Raw genomic sequence first — 20,476 nt, 5'->3', positions numbered from 1 at the left:
CATCGTCCCTTTCGGTTACTTCTGCGTGATATCGCTAAACGTGCCCACATAGCGGACATCTTCGCCTGTCTCGTCTTTGACAGCGCTGATATTTAGCCACTGCAAATATTCCTCACCATTTTTGCGTCGATTCCAGATTTCGCCCTGCCACATCCCCTTCGCCCTGATTTCACTCCACATGCCGCTGTAGAAATCCTTGGATTGGCGGCCTGACTTCAGGATACTGGGCTGTTTGCCGAGTACTTCTTCTTCGGTGAAGCCCGTGAGCTTCGTAAATGCCGGATTCACGGTTTTAATAAGTCCTGATACATCGGTTACCAGAATCCCCTGCCCGGTCGAGTTGAACACTTCAGAGGTAAGCGCAAGCCGATCCTGATAATACAGCCATACCACCAGCACCAGACTGGCTAGGGCCACCTGCGAGAGCAGCATGAATCCAATGGAATATTGACCTGTGACCGAATAAATCAACGACAGCATAATCGGCGGAAAAAAGCCGCCAAGACCACCCATCATTGACACAATCCCGTTGGCAATTCCAGCCTGCTTATTAAAGTACAAAGGCATCAATTTGAAAATAACACCGTTTCCGATTCCCGCACTTACTGCAATGGCAAGACAGCCCGCTGTATACAGACCCATGGAAGGCATAAATGCAAGAATGATCGCTGCAACCGTATAGATACTGAATGTGCCAATCAGCAGGAACAAAGGCTGGAATTTGTCGCCGAGCCAGCCACCTACCGGCCGGAAAAAGGTAGCAACTGCGATGAAGCCGGCTGTGCGCATGCCTGCATCCACCTTTTCCAGTCCAAAATTGGAGACCAGGAAGTTCGGCAGATAAATCGTAAACGCTACAAAAGACCCGAAGGTAATAAAGTAGAACAGCGAGAACAGCCAGAGCTTCTCATTTTTGGCAACGCCTTTGATTTGGTCGATGATTGGTGTTTTCATCTTGGGTTCGTGCCGGTCCCCGAAAAAGAAATTCAACGCAATAAAGATAAGTAAAAGGATCAGGTACATCTTGACAGTCGGCGACCAGCCGATTTGTGCGGCTACGAACGGGGCAGAGAAGGTTGTGACGGCAGTTCCGATATTGCCTATTCCGTAAACCCCGTTTACCAAACCATGTTTTTCTTTAGGGAAATACTTAGGCAGTGAAGTAACCCCTACTGAGAATACAGCCCCGCCGACTCCAAGAAAAGTTCCTCCAATAATTAAATGAGTCATTGTAGAAGCTTCACTAATAAAGTAGACCGGAAACAAGAGCAGAATAAAGCTGGTCATAAAGATAACCCGTGCTCCTAAAATATTTGCATAATAGCCAAGCGGAATTCTTAGAATCGAACCCAGGACAACCGGAATTGCGGTGACCATCGCCAATTTTCCTGGTGGAATGCTGATGTCTTCGGAAATAAAAGGCATCAGGGAGGAAATAATAACCCATACCATGAATCCGAGAATCAAGTTTAATGTTTGTAGCGGCAACTGCATTTTTTTAATCATTCAACTCACCTTTTCGCCATTTATTCTCCTGATTGTCTTTCTAGATACGTATTTCCTGATCTCATTGTATCCGCCGATCCCCCTGTTCAGATATAGGGGAGAACCCTTTCCCTGACAGGGTAAACCCTGAAAATAGGCAGGAACATCTTCGCCCTGTATGAAGACACTGGACTCACCTTCTTAAGTTCTATATAACTTGAACTGACAAGTTTAGAGTAAAGGTTCAGTCGCAGCTAGCTACAAAGCATAAAAAAGGGGCTGTCCCAAGCAGCCATTTCAAGGCTTTTGGGACAACCCCTCCTGTGTTTCAGGTGATGAGTGTATTTAGTTTCTGGCATAACCGCTCTTTGTCTAAGGCATTCATCTGATTTTCGGCCATCGGATAAATGACATTCTCCTCTTTTACAAAGTGCACAGTCAATACTTCAAAAGCTTCTCCGGCGTACTTCACAGCTTCGCGCATCTCTTCAAGTGACAGCAGCTCTATCCCGCCACCCGTGTGATGCAGGAAATGGCCGATGTAATCGTCAATTTCGCTGTGCTCCTCCTGAATACCGACAAGCGGCCCCTGTTCAAAACCGATATAAGTGCCAAGCAGCGGAAAAAAGTGTGTTTCTTCCTTCGCTGTATGCTTCTTCAGCGGACCGGTAAAATCGAGGACCCCTTTACGCAGCTCTTGAACCCGTGTCCAGCCTTCATCCACACTTATCGTTTCCTGTTCAAACCAAAGCACGATGGCATGCCATTCTTCCATAAGAAAAGACAGATAACGGTGTTCATTCTCAAGAATGCGCATGGCGGGTGTTGTAAACTGCAATTCTGAAAAATCCGGCACGCAAGCATAACCTCCATTCACCGGTTAGAAATCCAGCATTTTTTTCCTTAATGCATATTCAACCAGCTCAGGCCGGCTTTTAAGATTTAATTTCTCCATGATTTTAGCTTTGTGGGCTTCGACCGTTTTCACGGAGATGAACAGCTTCTCAGCAATTTCCTTGTTGCCGTATCCCTTGGCGATTAGCGGCAAGATCTCCAGTTCCCGTTTCGACAACAGTTCGAACAGGTCTTCTGTGCTGACGGTCTTATCCTTTTTGATAAACTCACGGACTAGAGAAGTCGCCATCTTGGGATGGATGTAGGTCCCGCCTTCATAAATGGTCCGAATGGCCAGCAATAGCTCCTCGTCCGGCGCGCTTTTGAGGACATATCCGGAAGCTCCGTTCTTGAGTACATGGAATAAGTATTCCTCATCATCATGCATCGTCAGAATCAGGATTTTGGTATCCGGGTAATCCTCTTTAATCTTGCCTGTCGCAGTCAGTCCGCTTTCTCCCGGCGGCATGCTCAGATCCATGATCAGAATATCCGGCCGGAATTTGGCTACCATGGCATAAGCTTCTCTTCCGTCTGCCGCCGCTCCGATTACTTCAATATCATCCTGAAAATTCAGGATCATGGAGAATCCGCTGCGTACTATCGCATGGTCGTCTGCAATGACGATCTTCATCAGAATCTCATTCCTTCCCTTGAGCAAATCCTACAGGAACCTGTAAAAGGATTCTTGTACCTCTGCCGATACCTGAATCTACATTGAAAGTACCGCCAACCAATTCCGCCCGTTCCTGCATGCCAAAGAGGCCAAGTCCGGTTCCGCTAGGTTCGTCCCCCAATTTGAAGCCGGTTCCTTCATCTTCGACCAGGAGCCGCAGGACATCGTCTTTCTCTGTAAGAGAAACTTTGACCGTGTCTACTTGGGCATACTTTAGCGCGTTCAAAACGGCTTCCTGGCAAACCCGGTACATGACGGTCTCGATTTCACTCTCATAGCGCTTCTCTGAAAGCTGAGATTTATATTCGATTACAAGGCCATAGCTTTGTTCCATCCGTTTGAAGTGGGACCGGAAAGCAGCTTCCAATCCGAAATCATCGAGTGCCGCAGGTCTAAGCTCTACTGAGAGGTTGCGGATATCATTCAGCAGCCGGGTCATTGATACCTCAGTCTGCTTCACTTTCCTCAGCAGCTGCTCGTCAGATGTCATATATTTGAGCACGCGAAGATCAATGACGGCGCTCATCAACTCCTGGGCAACACTGTCATGCAACTCACGGGATATCCGTTTGCGTTCATTTTCCTGTGCTTCTATCACATGTTTCATCATTTTGTTCTGATAAAACTTCTCTTGTGTTTTGAACTGTCTGGTTAAATCTCTCAGCATAAATACCCGGATACCTTGCTCGTAATCAATGGTATGAAACGTAGCGGCATAAGGAACAATCCCTTTGTCTTTGGTTTCCAGGTAAACTTGATAGGATGTGAAATCCTCGGAGTCCGGAGTATTGAAATAACAGTTAAGGCAGGTGCGCAGTTCCGTTTCACTGGTATACCCCCGGCAAGTTCCACAAAGGGCCTGGGGATTTCCCTGATAAAGCTGCTTCAGGATATCCTTGTCTACGATATTTTCTGCAGCCGGATTCATTGCCAGGGCTTTCCCTTCCCGGTCAAAAAAGAACATGGCCTCCATGCTGTTCTCAAACAGCTTCGTCATTAACAGATTCGGCAGATCCATTCCGGGTACCCTCAACTCAGCAACAATTCCTTCCCGTTCAAGTCTCCAATACCTTTACGCGCAACTGTCTCCAAGGCGTGCAGCATTTCTCCGGTTACCTGCTTTTCTCCCCTGAATCCTCCAAGCAGTACACCTGCGACACGGGCATCGTTCCATATGGGGACAGCGCCAATGCTGTTCAAATTCTCCATCTTAGTAATGGGATAGTTAAACAAGGTATCAGGCTGCACATGTTTCTGTACAGAAGAGAGTAAGAACGGTTTTCCGGTCTTGAACACGATTCCCGCAATTCCTCTTCCCGATTGCAGTACAATCCGTTTGAAACGGTCATTCGTATTGCCGGAGGCGTATTTCCATCGGATCACATAGTCATATTCTGCCGGTTCAGCAAGGGCCATTGACATAAAATCATAACCTAAAACCTTACGGATCTGATCTAGCTCCTTTTGGTAATTCACCGTATTTGTCATCGTTCTCTCTCCTAATTGAACAGGGAAAGAAGTTTTCGCTTACTTTCCTTTAATTCGATTTATTTCTTCTGTATAGAATATAACTTCTGCCTACATAATTCAATGGAACACTCCATACATGGACTAAGCGGGTGAACGGCCAAAGGGCAAAAATGGCGAAGCCGGACAGGATGTGCAGCTTGAAGGAAAATGGCACACTTTCCATAAGTGACGGATCCGGTCTGAACATGAAGAGGCCCCGGAACCAGACGGAAATCGTCTCACGGTAATCAAACTCGGGCTGTACAGCATTGGTTACGATTGTGGAGTACATTCCCATAAAGACGATAAAGAGCAGCAGTGAATTGACAATCAAATCGGAGGCACTGCTGAGCCGGCGGACATTCTTGATCGTAAAACGGCGGGAGGTCAGAATGATCATCCCCAGTAACGTAGCTACTCCGAAAAATCCGCCAATATACAGCGCGCCTATGTGGTAAAGATGTTCATTGACACCGATTGCCTCCATCCATGACTTCGGTATGGCGAGACCCCCGATATGGCCAAAAATGACCGGAATAATCCCAAGATGGAATAAGATACTTCCATATTTCAACTGTTTCTTTTCAATGAATTCACTGGATTTCGCCGTCCAGTTAAACTGATCCTTGCGGTAACGGAAGATATGTCCGCCGATAAAGACCACCATACAGATGTAAGGGAAAATAACCCATAGAAACTGAGCAAACATATTCATTGACTGGGGGCCTCCTGTCGGGCACAAGCTTTGAATGTTTCACGCAATCCCTTCACCAGATGGAAATAGGGACTTTTATTCTTATCAAGCGCCTTGAGCAGATGATAGGTGCCATCCTCAAGAATCGCAATCAGCATGCCGAAATTCTCAGGTGCCGACGGATCTTCAAGCCATTCTGCAGCATACAGAAATTCACACATCAGCGGAAGATAATCGGGCAGCTCACCTTCTGGCATTTGCAGCCCGAACATCTCGTATAACAGCTTCAGTTTGGCCAGCATCTGTCCGCGTTCTTTGGCATCTTCAAATTTAAAATAGGTCATGTACAGGGCGCAGTCTTTCTGGAAATCAAAAGTGGCCGCATAACTCTCCTGAATCTCTTCCAGGCTGAAGTTTTGCATCATTGACCAGTAGGTGTGCACATGGGCGTAACCCGGGTGGCCGCTGCTGAACGCCTCTTCCAGAAAAGCCGGATGAAAATCCAGCTTCTCCGGGTACATAAGCTGCAGGGCGAAATATCCGAAGGATTGCTTGAAATCGTATAATTTGATCAGATCAATCACGCCAAATCCCTCCGTAGAAGTTCTCTTCATACATTTCCTTGCCGCTCTTCATCGTAGTTCCTGCAGCGCTGGCCGGGCCACAGCCGTCACAGCCGGAGCCGGAGCCCGTATCTCCCATGCTATTGCCATAGCCGGTCGAACCTTGAGCACGATAAGGGTTCATATGCTGTTCTCTATGGGAAGTCGGAATCACAAAGCGGTCTTCATATTTGGCGATAGCGAGCAGCCGGTACATCTGTTCCGTCTGATGCGCAGTCATCCCTACACGTTCCAGACGGCTTAGGTCGAAGTCCTGACCTGTAGATTTGGCACGCATATATGAGCGCATCATTGCCATCCGCTGTAAGGCTTCTTTGACCGTCTGCGTGTCACCTGCAGTCAGCATGTTGGCCAAATACTGGATCGGAGTGCGCATTTCTTCGATAGCCGGGAAGATCTGATCCGGATTCTTCAGCGAATCTTTTCCTTCAAAATAATTCATGATCGGACTAAGCGGCGGCACATACCAAACCATTGGCAGTGTCCGGTATTCCGGATGAAGCGGGAATGCCAGCTTGTGCTCGATGGCAAGCTTGTAGACCGGGGAGTTCTGGGCTGCCTCCAGCCAGTCTTCCGAAATGCCGTCTTTTCTTGCCTGAGCGATTACTTCCGGATCATGCGGATTCATAAACAGATCACATTGTGCTTTATACAGGTCCTTCTCATCCGGCGTCGAAGCAGCATCAAGTACTTTGTCGGCGTCATACAGCAGAACGCCCAAATAGCGAATCCGGCCGGTACAAGTCTCGGAGCAGACCGTCGGCAAGCCCGCTTCCACGCGCGGGAAGCAGAAGGTACATTTCTCCGCCTTGTTGGTCTGCCAGTTGAAGTACACCTTCTTATACGGGCAGCCCGTCATGCAATATCTCCAGCCGCGGCAGGCTTCCTGGTCGACGAGCACAATTCCGTCTTCATCCCGTTTGTACATCGCACCGGAAGGACAGGACGCGACACAACTCGGATTAAGGCAGTGTTCACATAGGCGGGGCAGATAGATCATAAAAGATTTCTCGAAGTTGAATTTGATCTCTTCCTCAATTTTCTGGATGTTCGGATCCAGCGGTCCCGTTACATGCGCTCCAGCGAGATCATCTTCCCAGTTCGGCCCCCATTCCAGATCCATTTTCTCACCCGTTACCGCCGAATGTGCCCGTGCGACCGGGGAATGTTTTTGCTCGCCTGCATTCGTCAAATGTTCGTAATTGTAAGTCCACGGCTCATAGTAATCCTTCATTTCCGGCATGTCTGGATTGTAGAAGATTTTGCCGAGCGCGATCTTGGACAGCTTATTGCCTGACTTCAGCTCCAGTTTTCCTTTACGCAGCTTCCAGCCGCCTTTATAGAGCTCCTGGTCTTCCCAACGTTTCGGATAGCCGATCCCCGGCTTCGTTTCAACGTTGTTGAACCACATATATTCCGCGCCTTTACGGTTAGTCCAGGTTGTCTTGCAGGTGACACTGCATGTGTGGCAGCCAATGCATTTATCCAGATTCATTACCATTGCTACTTGCGCTTTAATTTTCAAGCCAGTTAACCTCCTTCATTTTGCGTACGGCTACGTAGACATCCCGCTGGTTGCCGATTGGACCATAGTAGTTGAAACCGTAGCTGAGCTGTGCGTATCCGCCCACCATCTGAGTAGGCTTCAAATGAATTCGTGTAGGAGCATTATGGCTTCCGCCGCGAGTATCCGTGATCTCAGAGCCTGGTACTTGAATATGCTTGTCCTGGGCGTGGTACATAAACATGGTGCCTCTCGGCATCCGGTGGCTGACGACTGCGCGTGCGGTTACGACACCGTTGCGGTTGTATACTTCCAGCCAGTCATTATCGGAAATCTGATGCGCTTCGGCATCCTCATTGTTAATCCATACGGTTGGACCCCCGCGGAACAAGGTCAGCATGTGCTGGTTATCCTGGTAGGTAGAGTGGATATTCCACTTGCCATGCGGTGTCAAATACCGTAGAACAAGCGAATCCTGTCCGCCTTTCACAGCCTTGTCACGCGGTCCGAAGACCATCGGCGGTAAGGTTGGCTTATAGACTGGCAGCGATTCTCCAAACTGCAGGAAGATCTCATGGTCAATATAGAAATGCTGTCTTCCTGTCAAGGTACGGAAAGGAACAAGACGTTCGATATTGGTAGTGAACGGTGAATAACGGCGGCCCTGCTTGTTCGAGCCGCTGAATACCGGTGTAGGAATGACTTCCCTCGGCTGAGCGGTGATGCTCTGGAACGTAATCTTCTCTGCTGCCCGGTCAGCCGAGATATCTTTGAGCTCGACGCCCGAATCTTTCTCTGCTTGCGCGTAAGCCTTTTGGGATACGCGGCCATTGGTAGCCGATGACAGATGAAGGATCGTATCTGCCGCCTGACGGGCAGTTTGAAGTTTTGGCAGGCCGTTTTTGATCGAATCATCGTAATGAACTCCGCTTATCTGCTTCAATTCCTCATATTCTTCGGCGACAGAGAAGCTGATGCCATGTGCCCCAGCTTTGCCAGTTGCAAGGTTGGGTCCAAGCGTGATGTACTTATCATGAATTTGGGTATAGTCCCGTTCTATAATACTTAAGTTTGGCATTGTTTTGCCCGGGATCGCTTCTATTTCGCCTTTGGCCCAGTCCTTCACAAGGCCCATAGGCTGTGAAATCTCGCTTACTGAGTCATGGCCGAGAGGTGTTGAGACAAGATCTTTGTAGACGCCAGGCAGATGCGATTTCGCCATTTCGGAGAAAACCTCCGCAAGCTGGCGGTAAATATCCCAGTCCGAACGTGATTCCCACAGCGGGTTCACAGCCGGATTGAACGGGTGAACAAAAGGATGCATGTCTGTTGATGACAAATCTGTTTTCTCATACCATGTGGCCGCAGGCAAAACAATATCCGCATACAGCGGCGTTGTGGTCATCCGGAAATCCAGGGCAACCATCAGATCCAGCTTGCCTTCCACATCTTCCCGCCAGATGATTTCCTCCGGCTTCTGCTCTTCATTCGGCTCGGCGAGCAGCCCGTCGGAAGCTCCCAGTAAATGCTTCATGAAATACTCCTGCCCCTTCGCGGAGCTTGAGATCAGGTTCGAGCGCCAGATAAACAGTGAACGCGGGAAATTCTCAGGAGCGCCCGGATCTTCCACCGCAAAGCGGGTTTTACGCGATTTGATCTCTTCCAGCGTGTGGTCAATTATTTCGGCATTGGATTTCTTGCCCTGTTGCGCAGCTTCTTCCGCAAACAAAAGACTGTTCTTATTGAACTGCGGAAAGGACGGCAGCCAGCCGAGACGTGCAGCCAGCACGTTATAGTCAGCCGGATGCTGATAAGCTACCTTTCCGCCAGTTGGCGACTTCAGCGAATCCGTGCCGCTCTCCTCATAACGCCATTGCTCTGTTGCAAAGTAGAAAAACGATGTGGCATTTTGCTGACGGGACGCACCCTGCCAGTCTTTAGCAAAGGCTACCGTTGACCATCCTTCGATCGGGCGGCATTTCTCTTGACCGACATAATGCGCCCAGCCCCCGCCGTTGACTCCTTGTGAAGCGGTGAGCATCACCAGATTCAAGATGGAACGGTAAATGGTGTCACTGTTGAACCAGTGATTGATCCCAGCCCCCATGATAATCATCGAACGTCCGCCCGTATCAATCGCGTTCTGGGCAAATTCACGGGCAATTTGAACGACAACACTTGCTTTCACACTCGTAATTTTCTCCTGCCAGGCAGGCGTGTAAAGAGAGGATTCATCAGTGTAGTCCTTGGCATTCAGCGGGCTGGCTGTACGAGCGATGCCGTATTGGCTCATCATCAAATCATAAACAGTGGCAACAACCCGTTCTGTACCGTCTGCAAGCTGGATTGTTTTGACCGGGATCATCCGTCTGAACGTACCGTTACCGGCATTGTCGAAGTAAGGGAATACAATTTCTGCCCACTGCTCTCCATGACCTTCAATACTCAGCGCCGGCTCCACTTTGCTTCCATCTTCACGTTGAAGGATCAGGTTCCATTGCTTGCCTTCTTCCCAGCGCTGGCCCATGGTCCCATTGGGAACGATAAATTCACTGGCCGACTTGTCAAAGATGACCGGTTTCCAGTCTGAATGCTGTGACATCTCACCGAGGTCACTCGCCCGGAGGAAACGTCCGCCTTTCAAGGCATCTTCATGCGTGTCCAGCAAAATCAGAAAAGGCATGTCTGTATATTGCTTGGCATAATTCAGGAACATCGGTTCCTGGCGCTCATTGTAGAACTCATTCAGAATTACATGCGTCATGGCCTGAGCGAGCGCGGCGTCCGTACCGGGATTTGGCGCCAGCCAGTTGTCGGCGAATTTGACGTTTTCCGCGAGATCCGGTGCCACCGATACTACCTTGGTTCCCTTGTACCGCACTTCCGTCATGAAGTGTGCATCCGGTGTCCGGGTAAGCGGCACATTGGACCCCCACATCATCAAATAGCCAGCATTGTACCAGTCGGAAGATTCCGGTACATCTGTCTGCTCCCCCCAAATTTGCGGAGATGCCGGAGGAAGATCGGCGTACCAGTCATAGAAGCTCAGCATTTGCCCGCCCAGGAGCGAGATGAAGCGCGCACCCGAAGCGTAGCTGACCATCGACATGGCCGGAATAGGTGTAAAGCCGGCGATCCGGTCGGGTCCATATTTTCTAATGGTATAAATCAATTGTGCCGAAATGAGGTGGAGTACATCGTTCCATCCCACTCGGATATGGCCGCCTTTGCCGCGGGCCTTCTTGTAAAGATCAGACTTCGCAGGATCTTCTACAATGCTGGCCCACGCATCGACGTAATTGTCATGCTCGGACAGCGCCGTTTGCCACAGACGCCACAGCTTCCCTCTAACATAGGGATATTTCACACGTAGAGGACTGTATTCATACCACGAAAATGTAGCTCCACGGGGACACCCGCGCGGTTCGAATTCCGGCATATCCGGCCCGCAGGAAGGATAATCAATCTGCTGGTTCTCCCAGGTAATAATTCCGTTCTTCACAAATACCTTCCAGCTGCAGGAACCTGTACAATTGACTCCGTGAGTGGTGCGGACTACTTTATCATGAGACCAGCGCTGGCGGTACATATTCTCCCAATCCCGGTTTTTCTCCTCAAGAATGGACCAGTTCCCGGAATAGCTTTCAATTGGCTTGAAAAAGTTGAGACCATATTTTTTCTTCATCGATTACGAACACTCCTTTGCAGAATGAAGGACAGGGTTGCGTAAAAAAAATACATTCATTCAATTAATCTCATTATGGATCCCCCTGGCGATACTTCCCATTAGGGAATCGCCTATTGCGCCGCGGGAATTCCCTTGATCTGAATAAAAAGCAAAAAAAGCTTTCCCCGCTGAGAGAAAAGCTGTGTTGTGGACTTGATGATTAAGGATATTAGTTCCTATTAGGGAGTTCCCTGTTTGTGATCCGGGGAATTCCTTAGCGGGAATTCCACTGCTTTCTGGTGTGCTATACTGAAAAAAAACGAGAGGATGAGCCACATGACAGGTCCTTCATTGCGCCAGTTGCACGCCCATCATGCCATTCATCAAGGCGGGCTGTCTGGTGCTATAGCTAAAACTGAAGAAGTGGAAGAGCTTCTGGAAGCAAAAGAATTCGAGGTGGCGCGCCAAGCAGCCGATCATTTGATTGAGTATTGGGAGACGCGAATCATTAGCCACGCCGATGCGGAGGAAGAGGGTTTCTATCAGGAAATGGCCGAGAAGAGTCCTCACTTGCAAGACGCAGTTAAACAGCTGACACGTGACCATGCACTGCTGCGAATCATAGTACAAGATGTGAAAGCAATGCTTGCTGAAGACGGCCTCACTCCTGAGGCGATTCATCAGTTCCATGCCCTGTTGGTTGTGAACTCCATTCATAGCCGGGATGAAGAACGGCTGTTGTTAGCGGAGGCGTGACCTTCTCCTGCTGTTGAAGAATAGCACGCAGGTCATCTTTGTTGATTAATAAATCCTGCAGCGTATATTCATTAAGTACCTGCAGATAGGCTTGAAGTGCTCTGGCAAGCGCTCCTTTAAGTCCACAAACCGGGGAGATCGGACAGCTGCCGCCTGAAGGATTGAAGCACTCGACAAGATAGAAGTCGTCTTCCATCCGGCGTACGACCTCCCCAATGTTTATCTCTTCAGGTGTCCGGGCAAGCCGTATGCCTCCCCCCCGCCCTCTTACAGTTTCAATATATCCTGCCTTTCCTAATTCGTGTGAGACCTTCATTAAATGATTTTTAGATATATGATAAGCGTTCGAAATGTCTTGTATGGTTGAAAGCTCACTTTGCTGTTTTGATCCAAGATAGAGGAGGATTCGCAAAGAAAAATCTGTATACAAAGTAAGTCTCATATTTCCCTCCATTTGTAGGTATAGTAAGTGATATTTATTACAAATAATATCATATATATTGTCCATTTTGTTAAAGTGGTATTTTAAATATATCTTTTAACTTAAAATGAGTATATATTAAATTTGTAACAATTGAGAGGAGCTGATCGTTATTTTATCACAGGAAACCAGGGATATTGTCAAATCCACAGCACCCGTATTAGCCGAACATGGCACAACCATTACATCTGTGTTTTACCGGAATTTGTTCGAAGCCCATCCAGAACTTCTTAATGTATTTAACCATGCCAACCAGGCGCAAGGCCGCCAGCAGGCTGCACTTGCCAATGCGGTGTACGCAGCAGCCGTCCACATTGACAACCTTGAGAATATTCTGCCTGCGGTTGTCCAGATTGCACACAAGCATGTCAGTCTTGGCATTAAACCGGAGCATTACCCGATCGTCGGCGAATTTTTACTGAAAGCCATCAAGGAAGTGCTGGGTGATGCCGCCACAGATGACATTCTCAAAGCATGGGAAGAAGCCTACGGCGTCATCGCAGGTGCCTTTATCGGCGTTGAAGACAGCATGTACAAAGAAGCGCGGGAACAGGAAAATGGCTGGAACTTCTTCAAACCGTTCACTGTTGCGCGCAAAGTACAAGAAAGCACCAACATTACATCGTTCTACCTCAAACCGGCAGACGGTTCCAATGTACCGGATTATAAGCCAGGACAGTATATCTCTGTGCGTGTTCTAATCCCTGGGGAGAAGTACACCATGATCCGCCAGTACAGCCTTTCACAAGCACCAAAAGCGGATGAATTCCGCATTTCCGTGAAACGCGAAGCAGATAATGATCCGAATGGTGTCGTCTCGCTTTATCTTCATGAGCAGGTTGCAGAAGGAGATACCGTCGAAGTAAGCGCCCCGGCAGGTGAGTTTTTGCTGGATGCCACCAAAACAACGCCAGTGGCCTTTATCTCTGGTGGTGTAGGCATCACGCCGATGATAAGCATGTTCGAAACCGTTGCGGCAGCAACGCCGGAACGGCCGACTGTATTCCTGCATTCTGCGCGGAATGAAGCACTGGCCGCTTTCCGTAAAGATGTCGAGAAACATGCATCTGTTATGAGCAATGTTAAGACCAAAACCTTCTATTCCGGTGGTCCGGATGGCGTAATTACAGGTGAAGTCCTAAAGACATATGTAGACATTACAGGTGATGCTTATGTTTGCGGTCCGGTACCTTTTATGGAAGCGATGATTCGTGAACTGCATGCGCTCGGAATGAAAGAAGAACAAATTCATTATGAATTTTTCGGCCCCGCCCTGCAGTTGGACAACAACTAGTAATAAAACACATAGGCCGCTTCCCGGATCTTAGTCGATCTGGGGGCGGCCTGTATTTTATCGGGAAACAAGCCATTCAAGCAGGACGTTCGCATGATTATGAACGGGATCTTTTGCTCCATAGACCAAAGTAACCTCTTGTTCCAGCACCAGTTCATCAATCTTTGCAGCAAGTCTGCCGCGCTCCGGGTCTTCCTCCAGCTCCCTGATATAGCTGCTTGTAAATCCCGCAAACCGCCCTGGCTCATGGCCGAACCATTTTCGCAGCTCCGGGCTGGGGGCAATCTCCTTCATCCATTCGTCAATTGCGGATTTTTGTTTGGAAATGCCACGGGGCCACAGTCTGTCTACCAGTATCCGGTACCCATCCTCTGGCTCAGCTTTCTCATAAATCCGCTTCAGCCTGAGATGATTATTTTGTTTTTTATGCAGCACCATGATTAACGATCCTCCTTCCTTATGCACATAGCTGTTGCTTTTATCTCTCTGTTTTATCATCATATTATAAACAATCAAGGCTTATTAAGGATATAAATAAAAGCTTCGATTTGTGGTGCTAGTTTCCGGCAACTCCTCCATAAGAGAGAGCTTATTCAGGAATCTAAGTACGACACTCCTGAACAAGCTCAATTAGAAACCTTTCAATAAATCTACTTTATGATGTCCTGGCAATCGCTTAAGCGAGGCGAGGCTGGCCCAAGCCCAATTGAGCAGAGCCAATTCAGCACTACCTCATGCAGCACGTTGATGTTGTCTACCTGACAGTGTTCTAATCCGCCAAGTCGTCTATCTTCTATCGGGTAGAACGTCTTGTTTTTTGAACCCGCTTGCTCGTAATTCTTCAAGGCTTGTGTCAGGGGATTTGGCTGAACCAATATCTCTTCCGCTCCGTGCATTACAAGAAGCGGACATTCTATCTGGTGGAGCTTGCCCTCAAGATCATAGGCAAAACGCGGATTCCCCGCAAAATCCTCCAAGCTTTTTGCCCCTAGAATTCTCATTCCGTGTGCGGCCAGACTCGGCGGCATCCAATTAAGCATGGCACCCCAGTCGAAGGCGTGCGTACCGCCGTCGGAGATGACGGCAGCAATCCTGTGATCGAACGAAGCGAATCGCAGCGAGTCGTAAGCCGCAAAACTCTCCCCGTGCACGATAATCTTATCGGGATCGACTTCCGGCCGTGTTAGAAGAAAGTCGATTGCCCGGGAATGGAAAGCCTCACTATCCGCCCGTCTCCCCTTTCCTTTTTCGTACAGCGAGAGGCCGGTGCCAGGCTGGTCATAGACCAGAAAGTTATATCCACACGAAATGAAGGCGGGACCTAGCCAGAAATAATTTTCAATTGACCACTCATCGCCACCGTTAAGAGCAAAAAGAGTCGGCTTTGGACCTTTTATCCAGGAAGGGGAAAAGAAGTACCCCTCCAGCTTGACATCCTCGTAATCAACCTCAATCTTCTCCGGGCGGACATCGAAGTACTTTCCGGCAGCTTCGAAGAGTTCATTTACCTTCTTAAAGATACGGATTTTCTCGATGTCATCATCCATCACCGCATACTCTGCGATTCTGTAGTAATTGCAGGCGCGAATGTAGCAGTTTCGTGCTGTATACCAGTTTCCAGCTGTTTCGGCCTCCTTGCCGTGTCTTTCCAGTGCCTGGGCGGTTATGAGCCATTCCCTGTGCCACGTATCCTTATCATCGGGGTCGATTTTTTTGCAGGCCTCGTAGATCTCGGTGACGTCCGTAGCACCTAGGCTTGCCATACCCAAAGCTTTGGTGACTTGGTATGACATCATGTAGTTATTGGGCCAACGGCTGAACTCAATTGACATTGTAGCATTCTCCTTTTCCAGTTCTAGTGATTGTAGTTTTTTTACTACAAGTAATTTTTACAACACAAAGATAAAGCTTCTTTAAAAGAAAAATAAATGTTTATAAAGAGAATATAAAAAACTATAAAACGCTGAAAAAACAAAAAAGGCAGCTTCCCGGGTGTGTGTGGCAGCAGCCTTTAACTTTGTTGTAAAAGAATATGTGTGCAAAAATAAGGTCAGCGCTGTGCCGCCCGGGGAAGGCTAAATCTTATCCCCAAACCGCCATATTCGGAAGGGTAGGCAACAATTTCGCCACCGTGATGTTCAATAATGGACTTACAGCTTGCTAGACCCAGCCCCAGCCCGCCCTTTTGGATTTGCCGCGATTTATCCACAGTGAAAAATTTGAGGAACAGAGAAGAAATATCCTTATCCGGCACTCCAATCCCATTATCCTCGATTTGAAAATAGGCATAATGTCCTAGCGGGTATCCGGTCATATACACTTTCAGCTTATTCTTCCCTCCATATCTTACAGCATTGCTAAAGAGGTTGCCGAAAACCCGACGGATCATCGGTTCATTGACCATTAGCAATATATTGTCCGTGAATGAGTGGCGGCAAGTAAGCTCGTTGTCAAGTCCCGCCAGCTCGTACTCATATTCAAGGGCAATTTTTTCGAATAATTTTGATGCATTTACAGGTTTAGCTACCATGGATTCCAACTCCAGTTTTTCTTTGGTGAAGCTGGAGAAATCATTGATGAGTTCGACCATATATTCTGACTTCCTTTGAATCAATTCATAATATTCCTGCTTTTCAGTTTCTGGTAAGTCCTTGTGTGCAGCCAGCAGTTCAGTAAAACCGTTAATAGAGGTCAGGGGTGTTTTCAAGTCGTGGGCGATAGCGGCAATCATATCGGTTTGCTCTCTGTGGGCGAGTTGAAGCCTATGCTCCATCTTATTGAAGTGCTTATAAAGTTCTCCGATCTCGTCATTACTCCTCAAAGCTAGCGGAGGCATTGGATGTACAATATTTACTTCTTCCAGCCTGGTATTCAGAAGCTGAATGGGTTTCTCTATGCAAAAATGAATATAGATAATCAGAATAATAAATATGAAAAAGGCAATGCCAAATATGGGCAGGAGCAATGCAATATATCGTGAGTCCAGCAATGAACTGCGTATAGGGGAATATACTGCAAAGACAAGCTTCAGGTACATTCCAATTGAAAACATAAAAATTATAAGCATCAGCAGGAATAAGAGAGGAATTTTTATTTTCAGTTTCATACTATTGCTCTCTTTCCGTGTATTTATATCCTATGCCCCATATGGTTTTAATAAAGTCATATTCAGGACCAAGTTTCTTACGGATATTTTTTATATGGACCGTTACGGTATTTATTTCTCCGTATTCGTCTCCCCAGACGTTTTGATATATCTGCTCACGAGTCAATACATGATTGGGGTGACGCATAAGAATAGACAAAATTTGAAATTCCTTCGTTGATAAGTCGAGCTTCCTGCTATGCAGGAATGCTTCAAACGTCTTATCGTTCAAAATGAGCGGAGCATCCGCCTTTTCGTTACTGGTACTAAGTTCATCCCACTCTTTAAACAGCCTGTCCACTTTTCTGAAGTGGGCCTTTATCCTGGAGGCAAGCTCCCGAATACTGAAAGGTTTGGTCATGTAATCGTCTGCTCCTATTTCAAGCCCGACGATTTTGTCAATGTCCTTATCACGCGCACTTAAAAACAAAATTGGAACATTATAAGATTTTCGGATACTTCTGCAGACATCAAGTCCATCCATATCAGGCATCACTATATCAAGAACGATGAAATCAATGTGGTTTTCTTCCAATGCAGATAAGGCTTCTTTCCCGGAACATGCCGAAATTATTGCAAATTGCTCGTACCTTAAACTCTTTGTGATGAGTTTTACGATTTCTTCATCGTCGTCTACAACTAATATCGTTTTTGGCATCTTTATACCTCCCAACCTCTTTAAATGGATCTTGTTGATGCAATTCCCAGTGCACCGCATTCTGTTATACCTCATCGTCGGTTGGATACTGGGCTGTAAGCGTCTGTTTCATTTTCGCCGATGGCTTGCCTGAGTTCTATTCGTATCCCCCTGTTAATACGGGCTTTCGAAATTCCGGATAATGTCTAATTCGCGGACTCTGTAGAATATCCTTTATATAAACATTACTTCTATATGGGGATTGGCCGTAACTACAGAGAATGTTTGGACTTCCAACCGCTGTAGAATCCGCTCATTCTCCTCCTCCCTGTTCACCCGATGCAATTTCATAGTAGGATATAGTAGTATTATCTTTCCTGTACATCTGAACAAATCAATGCATAGAAATTAGACATGTTAAAAAAGTCGGGTTTCCGTCCTAGCTACTAGACACGCTGCAGAAAAAAACAAACCCGTCAGCATGTTTTAGTTCGGTGGGTTATATCAGCATATAAAGAAGAAAAGCCAATCCTAACAATGGATTTGGCTTTTCTTTGGATAGAATTCCCCTTTTATATAGAAACAACATGCTTTTAATTGTTCTGACGAAATGGTTAAGGGATAATGGGATAGGTATTCATTTATAAATGCTGTATTCAGTAAAAGTGCTTTTTCAGAGTAATGAAGCTTTGTAAACCAACATACCCAAGCTAAATCATTCAAAGGATTTCCCCATTCAGCCCTACATAATATCTCCTTTGACTGCTTAGTTAGTTCAACTGGTACGTATTTCAAATCTAAATCCGCATCCTTTAACATAGCAATATTACTTTTTCTTATCCCTTTGCCATTTTCATTAAAGTGGTTTGTATGTATTAGAGTGTCCATGAATACCATTCTTATAGTCCATTAATACAATTCTCATATTAGAAATGTCCAATACATCATGAATGATAGGTGTAACTCCCGACCCCTGTAAAAAATTCAAACAATTTACCTAATTCAATGTATCTTCATTAAATAAATGGACAACCTTAGCCACTAATAATGGATTAGTACCCTCGATAAGAAATGTAAGATTAGTGTATCCGCCTGTAAGACGGATCAAATTCACTTTTCCAAATCTTCCATTTAATTTTTCCGTTATTTCTTCTATCATAACTCCAGATGTAACAATCTCGTTTAGGGTTATCCAGCGAACCTCTGGATTCTATAAACCACGGGTGTTCGTCACTTATATGATTGATCACCAAGTCCATAATAAGTTTCATGCCGCAGTGATGAACTTCATTTAGTAATTGATCAAAGTCCGCCATCGTGCCGAATTCAGCCATGATGGAACAGTAATCACTGATGTCATAACCATTATCATCGTTGGGTGCCTTATACATCGGGCAGATCCATATCAGATCAATACCGGATCTTGAATATAATAGCAGTTTTGAGGACTAAACTTTATTTAACGTATTATGCTTTATCATGGCTAAGGTACATTCTTGCTTCGTATGGACGCAATTCGCTCTCCGTCATATCACCTGTATAATTGCATATCAACAGCTGATTCGTCTGTGCCAATTGTCCCTGAAGCGGGAGTTCGGTCGTATATCCTTTGAAATTGCATACGACAAGAATTTTGGTACCATCCAATGTTCGGGTATATGCAAACACGTCTTGATTCTCTGGAAAGATCAGCTCATATTCACCATATACGATTACTTCATGATCTTTCCTTAATTGAATTAACTTCCGGTAATAATGGAATATGGATTCGGGGTTATTCAAACTTTGTTCGGCATGGATGTGCTTATAATTCGGATTCACCTTAATCCATGGTTCCCCTCGTGTAAAACCAGCGTTATCGGAAGTATCCCATTGCATAGGTGTTCGTGCGTTATCGCGTCCTTTGGCGTAGATGGACTCCATAATGTTGCGTTCAGGATAACCTTTCCCCATTCTTTCCTTATAAAAATTGAGCAATTCTATATCCCGATAATCTTCAATAGCATATTGAACATTCGTCATGCCCAATTCTTCACCCTGATAAATGTATGGCGTACCTTGCATGCCATGAAGAAGGGTGGCCAACATTTTAGCTGATTCGATCCTGAATTCTCCATCATTTCCCCAACGTGAAACGATTCGTGGCAAGTCGTGGTTATTCCAGAATAAACTGTTCCAGGCGTCACCCTTGAGCTCCGTCTGCCATTTGGACAGCACTTTTTTTAATGACATAACATCTAAAGGCTTTAGATCCCACTTTCCTTTGCCTTCTTGTTCATCCAAGCCGATGTGTTCAAATTGAAATACCATTGAAAACTCACTGCCGTCCGGGTTGCTGTACAGTTTGGCGATTTCCGGAGTGGCGCCCCATGTTTCTCCAACGGTTAGCAGGTCTTCCGCTTTTTGAAACGTCGCTTTGCTCAGTTCCCTGATATATTTATGCAGATTAGGCCCGTTTCCCGTAATCTTCAAATCCGGTTCTTTACCGATTAAGTCGATCACATCAAGTCGAAAACCACCAACACCCTTGTCGATCCACCAATAGATCATGTTGTATATCTCCTGTCGGACTTTAGGGTTTTCCCAGTTAAGATCCGGCTGTTTTACAGAAAATAGATGTAAATAATATTGCCCGATCTCAGGCACCCATTCCCAGGCTGAGCCACCGAATGTGGACCCTAAGTCGTTCGGAGGCGTTCCTTCAACGCCATCTCTCCAGACGTAGTAGTCATGGTACGGATTGTCTTTGCTTTTTTTGGATTCTTGAAACCAAGGGTGTTCATCCGATGTATGGTTCAACACCAAATCCATAATGATCCGAATGTCTCGTTTCCCGGCTTCATGAATTAACTTTTCCATATCTTCCAAAGACCCAAACATCGGATCGATATCCTGATAATCTGAAATATCATACCCATAATCATCTTGAGGGGACTTGCAAACGGGTGATAACCAAATCGCACCGATGCCGAGTTCCTGCAAATAATCCAATCGGGACACAATGCCCTCCAAGTCGCCGATTCCATCTCCGTTACTATCTTGAAAGCTCCGTGGATATATTTGATATACTACGGTTTCTTTCCACCATTTTTTATTTTTCATGTTTCATTC

The 20,476-nt window shown here is 46.5% G+C and carries 17 protein-coding genes and 2 pseudogenes; 2 read left to right on the top strand and 17 right to left on the bottom strand.

The annotated features are described in order from the left end of the window. Positions 1 to 15 precede the first annotated feature (15 nt). The 9 genes from NST07_RS16520 to NST07_RS16480 form a co-directional block, all read right to left on the bottom strand. Entirely contained in the window at positions 16 to 1,506 is a 1,491-nt protein-coding gene (locus NST07_RS16520) for an MFS transporter (protein ID WP_341378604.1), read from the bottom strand. A gap of 307 nt (positions 1,507 to 1,813) precedes the next feature. After that, positions 1,814 to 2,341, bottom strand: a complete 528-nt coding sequence (locus NST07_RS16515) for a hemerythrin domain-containing protein (RefSeq protein ID WP_341378603.1) — start codon at positions 2,339 to 2,341, stop codon at positions 1,814 to 1,816. A 24-nt stretch (positions 2,342 to 2,365) separates the two neighbouring features. Further along, positions 2,366 to 3,013, bottom strand: coding sequence for a response regulator transcription factor (locus NST07_RS16510; RefSeq protein ID WP_341093140.1), 648 nt, complete (start codon positions 3,011 to 3,013; stop codon positions 2,366 to 2,368). Positions 3,014 to 3,020: 7 nt separating this feature from the next. After that, a complete protein-coding gene (locus NST07_RS16505; protein WP_341093139.1) occupies positions 3,021 to 4,073 on the bottom strand; it encodes a sensor histidine kinase in 1,053 nt (350 codons plus the stop codon). Positions 4,074 to 4,084: 11 nt separating this feature from the next. Further along, positions 4,085 to 4,543: a GAF domain-containing protein gene (locus tag NST07_RS16500; RefSeq protein WP_342481894.1), complete on the bottom strand. Its 459-nt coding sequence runs from the start codon at positions 4,541 to 4,543 to the stop codon at positions 4,085 to 4,087. Between the two features lie 49 nt (positions 4,544 to 4,592). Continuing rightward, positions 4,593 to 5,279 carry a respiratory nitrate reductase subunit gamma gene (gene narI / locus NST07_RS16495; RefSeq protein WP_341093137.1) on the bottom strand — a complete coding sequence of 229 codons (687 nt, stop codon included), beginning with the start codon at positions 5,277 to 5,279 and terminating at the stop codon, positions 4,593 to 4,595. Further along, positions 5,276 to 5,842, bottom strand: a complete 567-nt coding sequence (gene narJ / locus NST07_RS16490) for a nitrate reductase molybdenum cofactor assembly chaperone (RefSeq protein WP_341097668.1) — start codon at positions 5,840 to 5,842, stop codon at positions 5,276 to 5,278. The genes narI and narJ overlap by 4 nt, the downstream gene beginning before the upstream one ends. Further along, positions 5,835 to 7,406, bottom strand: a complete 1,572-nt coding sequence (gene narH, locus NST07_RS16485) for a nitrate reductase subunit beta (RefSeq protein ID WP_342481893.1) — start codon at positions 7,404 to 7,406, stop codon at positions 5,835 to 5,837. The genes narJ and narH overlap by 8 nt, the downstream gene beginning before the upstream one ends. Further along, positions 7,396 to 11,070, bottom strand: a complete 3,675-nt coding sequence (locus NST07_RS16480; RefSeq protein ID WP_342481892.1) for a nitrate reductase subunit alpha — start codon at positions 11,068 to 11,070, stop codon at positions 7,396 to 7,398. Before NST07_RS16480 ends, narH begins: the two co-directional genes overlap by 11 nt. 318 nt (positions 11,071 to 11,388) lie before the next feature. Here NST07_RS16480 and NST07_RS16475 point away from each other — a divergent pair, with 318 nt between their 5' ends. Beyond that, the gene (locus tag NST07_RS16475; RefSeq protein ID WP_342481891.1) at positions 11,389 to 11,808 is read left to right on the top strand and encodes a hypothetical protein; all 420 of its coding nucleotides are present in this window, start codon (positions 11,389 to 11,391) and stop codon (positions 11,806 to 11,808) included. Between the two features lie 13 nt (positions 11,809 to 11,821). Here NST07_RS16475 and NST07_RS16470 read toward each other — a convergent pair. Further along, positions 11,822 to 12,250: pseudogene (locus tag NST07_RS16470) on the bottom strand (Rrf2 family transcriptional regulator); the annotation flags it as partial. A 151-nt stretch (positions 12,251 to 12,401) separates the two neighbouring features. Between NST07_RS16470 and hmpA the strand changes: the two are divergent. Beyond that, entirely contained in the window at positions 12,402 to 13,583 is a 1,182-nt protein-coding gene (gene hmpA / locus NST07_RS16465; protein WP_341097667.1) for an NO-inducible flavohemoprotein, read from the top strand. A gap of 57 nt (positions 13,584 to 13,640) precedes the next feature. Here hmpA and NST07_RS16460 read toward each other — a convergent pair whose 3' ends face one another. From NST07_RS16460 to NST07_RS16430, 7 genes and pseudogenes are all read right to left on the bottom strand, one after another. Then, positions 13,641 to 14,021: a DUF488 family protein gene (locus tag NST07_RS16460; protein ID WP_341093132.1), complete on the bottom strand. Its 381-nt coding sequence runs from the start codon at positions 14,019 to 14,021 to the stop codon at positions 13,641 to 13,643. Positions 14,022 to 14,233: 212 nt separating this feature from the next. Next, the gene (locus tag NST07_RS16455; protein WP_341093130.1) at positions 14,234 to 15,415 is read right to left on the bottom strand and encodes an alpha/beta hydrolase; all 1,182 of its coding nucleotides are present in this window, start codon (positions 15,413 to 15,415) and stop codon (positions 14,234 to 14,236) included. A gap of 218 nt (positions 15,416 to 15,633) precedes the next feature. Continuing rightward, positions 15,634 to 16,689: a HAMP domain-containing sensor histidine kinase gene (locus NST07_RS16450; RefSeq protein ID WP_341378597.1), complete on the bottom strand. Its 1,056-nt coding sequence runs from the start codon at positions 16,687 to 16,689 to the stop codon at positions 15,634 to 15,636. 1 nt (position 16,690) lies between these two features. Then, complete coding sequence (locus tag NST07_RS16445; protein ID WP_341093126.1) at positions 16,691 to 17,386, bottom strand: response regulator transcription factor; 696 nt, start codon at positions 17,384 to 17,386, stop codon at positions 16,691 to 16,693. A gap of 510 nt (positions 17,387 to 17,896) precedes the next feature. Beyond that, complete coding sequence (locus NST07_RS16440) at positions 17,897 to 18,253, bottom strand: hypothetical protein (RefSeq protein ID WP_342481890.1); 357 nt, start codon at positions 18,251 to 18,253, stop codon at positions 17,897 to 17,899. Between the two features lie 209 nt (positions 18,254 to 18,462). After that, positions 18,463 to 18,783 (bottom strand): annotated as a pseudogene (locus tag NST07_RS16435) (alpha-amylase family glycosyl hydrolase); the annotation flags it as partial. A gap of 49 nt (positions 18,784 to 18,832) precedes the next feature. Continuing rightward, positions 18,833 to 20,467, bottom strand: a complete 1,635-nt coding sequence (locus tag NST07_RS16430) for an alpha-glucosidase (protein ID WP_342481889.1) — start codon at positions 20,465 to 20,467, stop codon at positions 18,833 to 18,835. Between the last annotated feature and the right edge of the window lie 9 nt (positions 20,468 to 20,476).

The sequence above is a fragment of the Paenibacillus sp. FSL L8-0340 genome, assembly GCF_038593145.1.
Lineage (GTDB): Bacteria > Bacillota > Bacilli > Paenibacillales > Paenibacillaceae > Paenibacillus_AQ.
Note: the sequence above shows the minus strand (reverse complement) of the source record. Positions and strands in the feature narration are given on the sequence as shown.